This is a genomic window from Methanoregula sp., assembly GCF_049686655.1.
Classification (GTDB): domain Archaea; phylum Halobacteriota; class Methanomicrobia; order Methanomicrobiales; family Methanospirillaceae; genus Methanoregula.
In genome coordinates this window covers 1-3,742 of sequence record NZ_JBAVIG010000025.1, presented here as the reverse complement: position 1 = coordinate 3,742, position 3,742 = coordinate 1, and the positions used below count along the sequence as shown (strand labels likewise).

Sequence of the window (3,742 nt, the reverse complement as noted above, 5' to 3'; positions counted from 1 at the left end):
CTGTAATGGATATCCGTCATCTTTTCAGATCCGCGAAACACGCGTCTCACAGTTCCGCCGGGATAATAATCCTGATAAAGATCGGCACCAAACGTCTACAAAGAACCAGGAGATCCTGTTGGATGATCCCGGGGCCCTGTGCCCGGAACGGGATCGCCAGGCGGTTATACCATGCTACTCAAAGACTTCCTTGTCGATGCAGGAACGGACAAAAACTTAACTGAACTCATTCTCTTCTTCAGCGAGCAGGCCCGGCATGTCAAACGGGGTTTCTTCTGTACCATCCCCAAGACACCGGCAGAAGAGATTACGCGCAACCAGTTCGGCGAAGAGCAGATGGCGCTCGACAAGTATGCCGACGAGATCTTCATCTCCGGCCTGAAGAAGACCCGGCTCGTCCGCTACATCGCCACGGAGGAACAGGACCAGATCATCGAAGTTGATAACCCGAAGAACAAGTTCGGGGTTGTCATCGATCCGCTTGACGGGTCATCGCTGATTGACGTGAACCTGTGCGTGGGTTCCATTATCGGTATCTACCCCGGTCATGTCCTGGAAAAGGGGGTAACCATGGCTGCCGCCCTCTACATCCTTTACGGGCCGCTTACCACCCTGACGTTCACCACGGGAAAAGGCGTGCACGAGTTTGTGATGAACGATGCCGGTGAATTCGTGCTCAGGCACAAGGACCTCCGGATCCCTGACGGGAAGATCTACGCGCCCGGCGCTCTCAGGAAGGACTATTTCCCGGCCCATGCCCGGTGGATCGATGCCCTGGAGACTGCCGGATACAAGCTCCGGTTCAGCGGCTGTTTTGTCGGGGACGTGCACCAGATCCTCCACAAGGGTGGTGTATTTGCCTACCCCGGCTTCAAGGGGAAAGAGAAGGGAAAACTGCGCCTCCTGTACGAAGCAAATCCCATGGGGATGATCATCTACCAGGCCGGCGGGGCGGTCAGCAACGGCAGGGACGATATTCTTGCAATCAAACCGGAGGCGATCGGCCAGACCACCCCGGTTTACGTGGGTGGCAGGAAAGAGATCGCGCTCATTGAAACGTTAATGACTGAAGGGTGAACATTAGAGTAGTGATCAGGATATGAAACAGAACGATTATGGTCCCATTCCCGGATCCACGATACTTAAGGGCATTGCCGGCCACAAGGCCATCGTGATGGCGGCAAACGTCCGGATTACCACGGTTGCAGAGGGCATATTCAGGGCCGCAAAGGATACCGACTCTGCGGTCTTTATGGAGCTTGCACGATCCGAATCCGATCTCCTCGGGGGATACACGGGTTTAAAACCCCAGGACTTCTCGGAACGGATGCGGAACGCAGCAGAGGCGGTACAGTTCGATGTCTGGGCGCTCCATGCAGATCATATCTCCATCAAGAAAGGGGATGCAAAGGAAGTTGAAGGGACAAAAGAGCTGATCGATGCCCAGATCAAGGCAGGGTATACCTCTTTTGCGATTGATGCTTCGCATCTCTTCGATTTCGAGGGCAGGAACGTGAGGGAAGAACTGGCTGAGAATATCCGTGTCACGTCCGATCTCGCCCGGTATATCAAAAGCAGGATGAACGGGAAGGAGTTCGGGCTCGAAGTGGAAGTCGGTGAGATCGGGAGAAAAGATGGTCAGGGGCTCATTCTTACCCGGCCCGAGGAAGCCGTGGAATTCATCCGTGCCCTCAACGAGAACGATGTCTTCCCGGACGTGCTCGCGATAGCGAACGGGTCCTCCCACGGTCATTCCTACGACGCGAATGGCAACGTGGTCGAGCAGCTCTCGATTGACATCCCCCAGACGAAAACGATCGCAAAGGCCCTGCGGGACGCCAGGCTCAAGGTCGGGATCGCCCAGCACGGGATCACCGGGACGCCCCGTGACCTGATCAACCTGCATTTCCCGAAGGGGGACATCATCAAGGGTAATGTCGGGACATTCTGGCAGGACGTGGTCTTCGATACCCTGAAAGTGTATGAACCTGCCCTCTACAAGGACATCCAGAACTGGACGCTCGATAAATACCGGCCCCTCAATCCCGGCAGGCAGGACCGCCAGGTATTCGACGGGAACTGCAAGTTTGCCATCAAAGAGTTTTTCCGGGATATCTATGCCGTGGACCAGGAGACCGAGAAAGCGATCAGGGCAATGGCATATGCCCAGAGCCTTGTCTTCTTCCGGGCATTCGGCTCCTATGGGACTGCATCACTGATCCGGAAGCCCAAAAAATAATCCCCTTTTTTTACACAAGCTTTTTGCGTCCCGAAGAGATTTCAATAGAGTGAACTCTCATGCCAAAGACCACGATCTCCGTGATTAAGGCGGATGTGGGAAGTTACCCGGGGCACTCCCGTACCCATCCGAAGCTCCTCGAGAGAGCCCAGAAACTTCTCAAAGAGCAGGAAGGTAAGCTCCTGATCGACTCGTTCGTCACCCACTGCGGCGACGATCTCGAACTGATCATGACCCATTCCCATGGCATGGACAACAAGGAGGTCCACAAGCTTGCATGGGACATATTCATGGACTGCACAAAGATCGCAAAGAGCATGAAGCTCTACGGTGCAGGGCAGGACATGCTTGCCGATGCCTTCTCCGGCAACATCAGGGGGCTGGGACCCGGTGTTGCGGAGATGGAATTCGAGGAGCGGGGGTCGGACCCGGTCCTCGTCTTCATGGCCGACAAGACCGGGCCCGGCGCATGGAACTTCTTCCTGTACAAGATCTTTGCCGATCCCTTCAACACCTCCGGCCTCGTCATCGACCCGGGTATGCACGAGGGGTTCATCTTCGAAGTATACGATGTACAGGAGAAACGGAAGATCCAGTTCCGGACGCCGGAAGAGACCTATTCCCTGCTCTCCTGTATCGGGACCTGCTCCCGGTACGTTGTCAAGTCTGTCCGGAGAAAGGACGGCATGATCGCAGCCTCGACCAGCACCGAGACGATGAACCTGGTCGCGGGCCGGTATGTGGGCAAGGACGATCCGGTCATGATCGTCCGGGCCCAGAGCGGCCTCCCCTCAGTCGGGGAAGTTCTCGAACCGTTCTGCACGCCGATCATCGTGGCCGGCTGGATGCGGGGATCCCACAACGGACCCCTCATGCCGGTGGCGGTCTATGAAGCGAACTGTACCCGGTTCGACGGACCGCCCCGGGTGATCTGCCTCGGGTTCCAGATCAACAACGGGGAACTGGTCGGGCCTGCCGACATGTTCGATGACCCGGCATTTGACCGGGTCAGGAGCCGGTGCAACGAGCTTGCGGATTTTGTGCGGGACCAGGGACCGTTCGAACCCCACCGGCTCCCGCCCGGCGAGATGGAATATACCGCCCTGCCGGGGATTGAGAAGAAGTTTGGGAAGCGATGGGAAGAGATCCCGGAATAATTTTTTCTGCTCTGGAGAAATCATTTTTTTTCGAAAGAGACGATGCCCCCCAAAAGGGAATTGCTATGGAGACCTCCCGGATGATGAGATTGGCTGCATTAGTGTGTAGCGGATTGAGCTGGTCGCATTCCCGGCCGGGGGGTTGCCGCCGAACCCCCTCCCTTCCGGAAAAAATCCGGTCGAACCCCCTTCCCTTGTCGGGGGGTGGTAGCCGGCTGGCCCCCCACTCCCCCCTATGAGCAAACTTTAATTATCTTACATCCCAAATTAGGGCAGATGGTTAACGGAATTGTTTTGCCGATAAAAAAAGTGTTTGCTCTCGTAGATTCCAAGATATCTGTAGAGA

The 3,742-nt window shown here is 56.0% G+C and carries 3 protein-coding genes; all 3 read left to right on the top strand.

The features are described 5' to 3' along the window. Positions 1–171 precede the first annotated feature (171 nt). Genes WBL42_RS03580 through fbp form a run of 3 tightly spaced genes read left to right on the top strand, consistent with a single transcriptional unit; the run spans position 172 to position 3,396 of the window. Complete coding sequence (locus WBL42_RS03580; protein WP_424719895.1) at positions 172–1,077, top strand: class 1 fructose-bisphosphatase; 906 nt, start codon at positions 172–174, stop codon at positions 1,075–1,077. Positions 1,078–1,099: 22 nt separating this feature from the next. Then, positions 1,100–2,239, top strand: a complete 1,140-nt coding sequence (locus WBL42_RS03575) for a class II fructose-bisphosphate aldolase (protein ID WP_424719894.1) — start codon at positions 1,100–1,102, stop codon at positions 2,237–2,239. A gap of 59 nt (positions 2,240–2,298) precedes the next feature. Continuing rightward, complete coding sequence (fbp, locus tag WBL42_RS03570; RefSeq protein ID WP_424719893.1) at positions 2,299–3,396, top strand: fructose-1,6-bisphosphate aldolase/phosphatase; 1,098 nt, start codon at positions 2,299–2,301, stop codon at positions 3,394–3,396. Positions 3,397–3,742: the final 346 nt, after the last annotated feature.

What these genes read in the sequence shown, in the direction of transcription:
- WBL42_RS03580 (WP_424719895.1), top strand. Translation starts at nt 172, where the DNA reads ATGCTACTCAAAGACTTCCTTGTCGATGCAGGAACGGACAAAAACTTA.
- WBL42_RS03575 (WP_424719894.1), top strand. Translation starts at nt 1,100, where the DNA reads ATGAAACAGAACGATTATGGTCCCATTCCCGGATCCACGATACTTAAG.
- fbp (WP_424719893.1), top strand. Translation starts at nt 2,299, where the DNA reads ATGCCAAAGACCACGATCTCCGTGATTAAGGCGGATGTGGGAAGTTAC.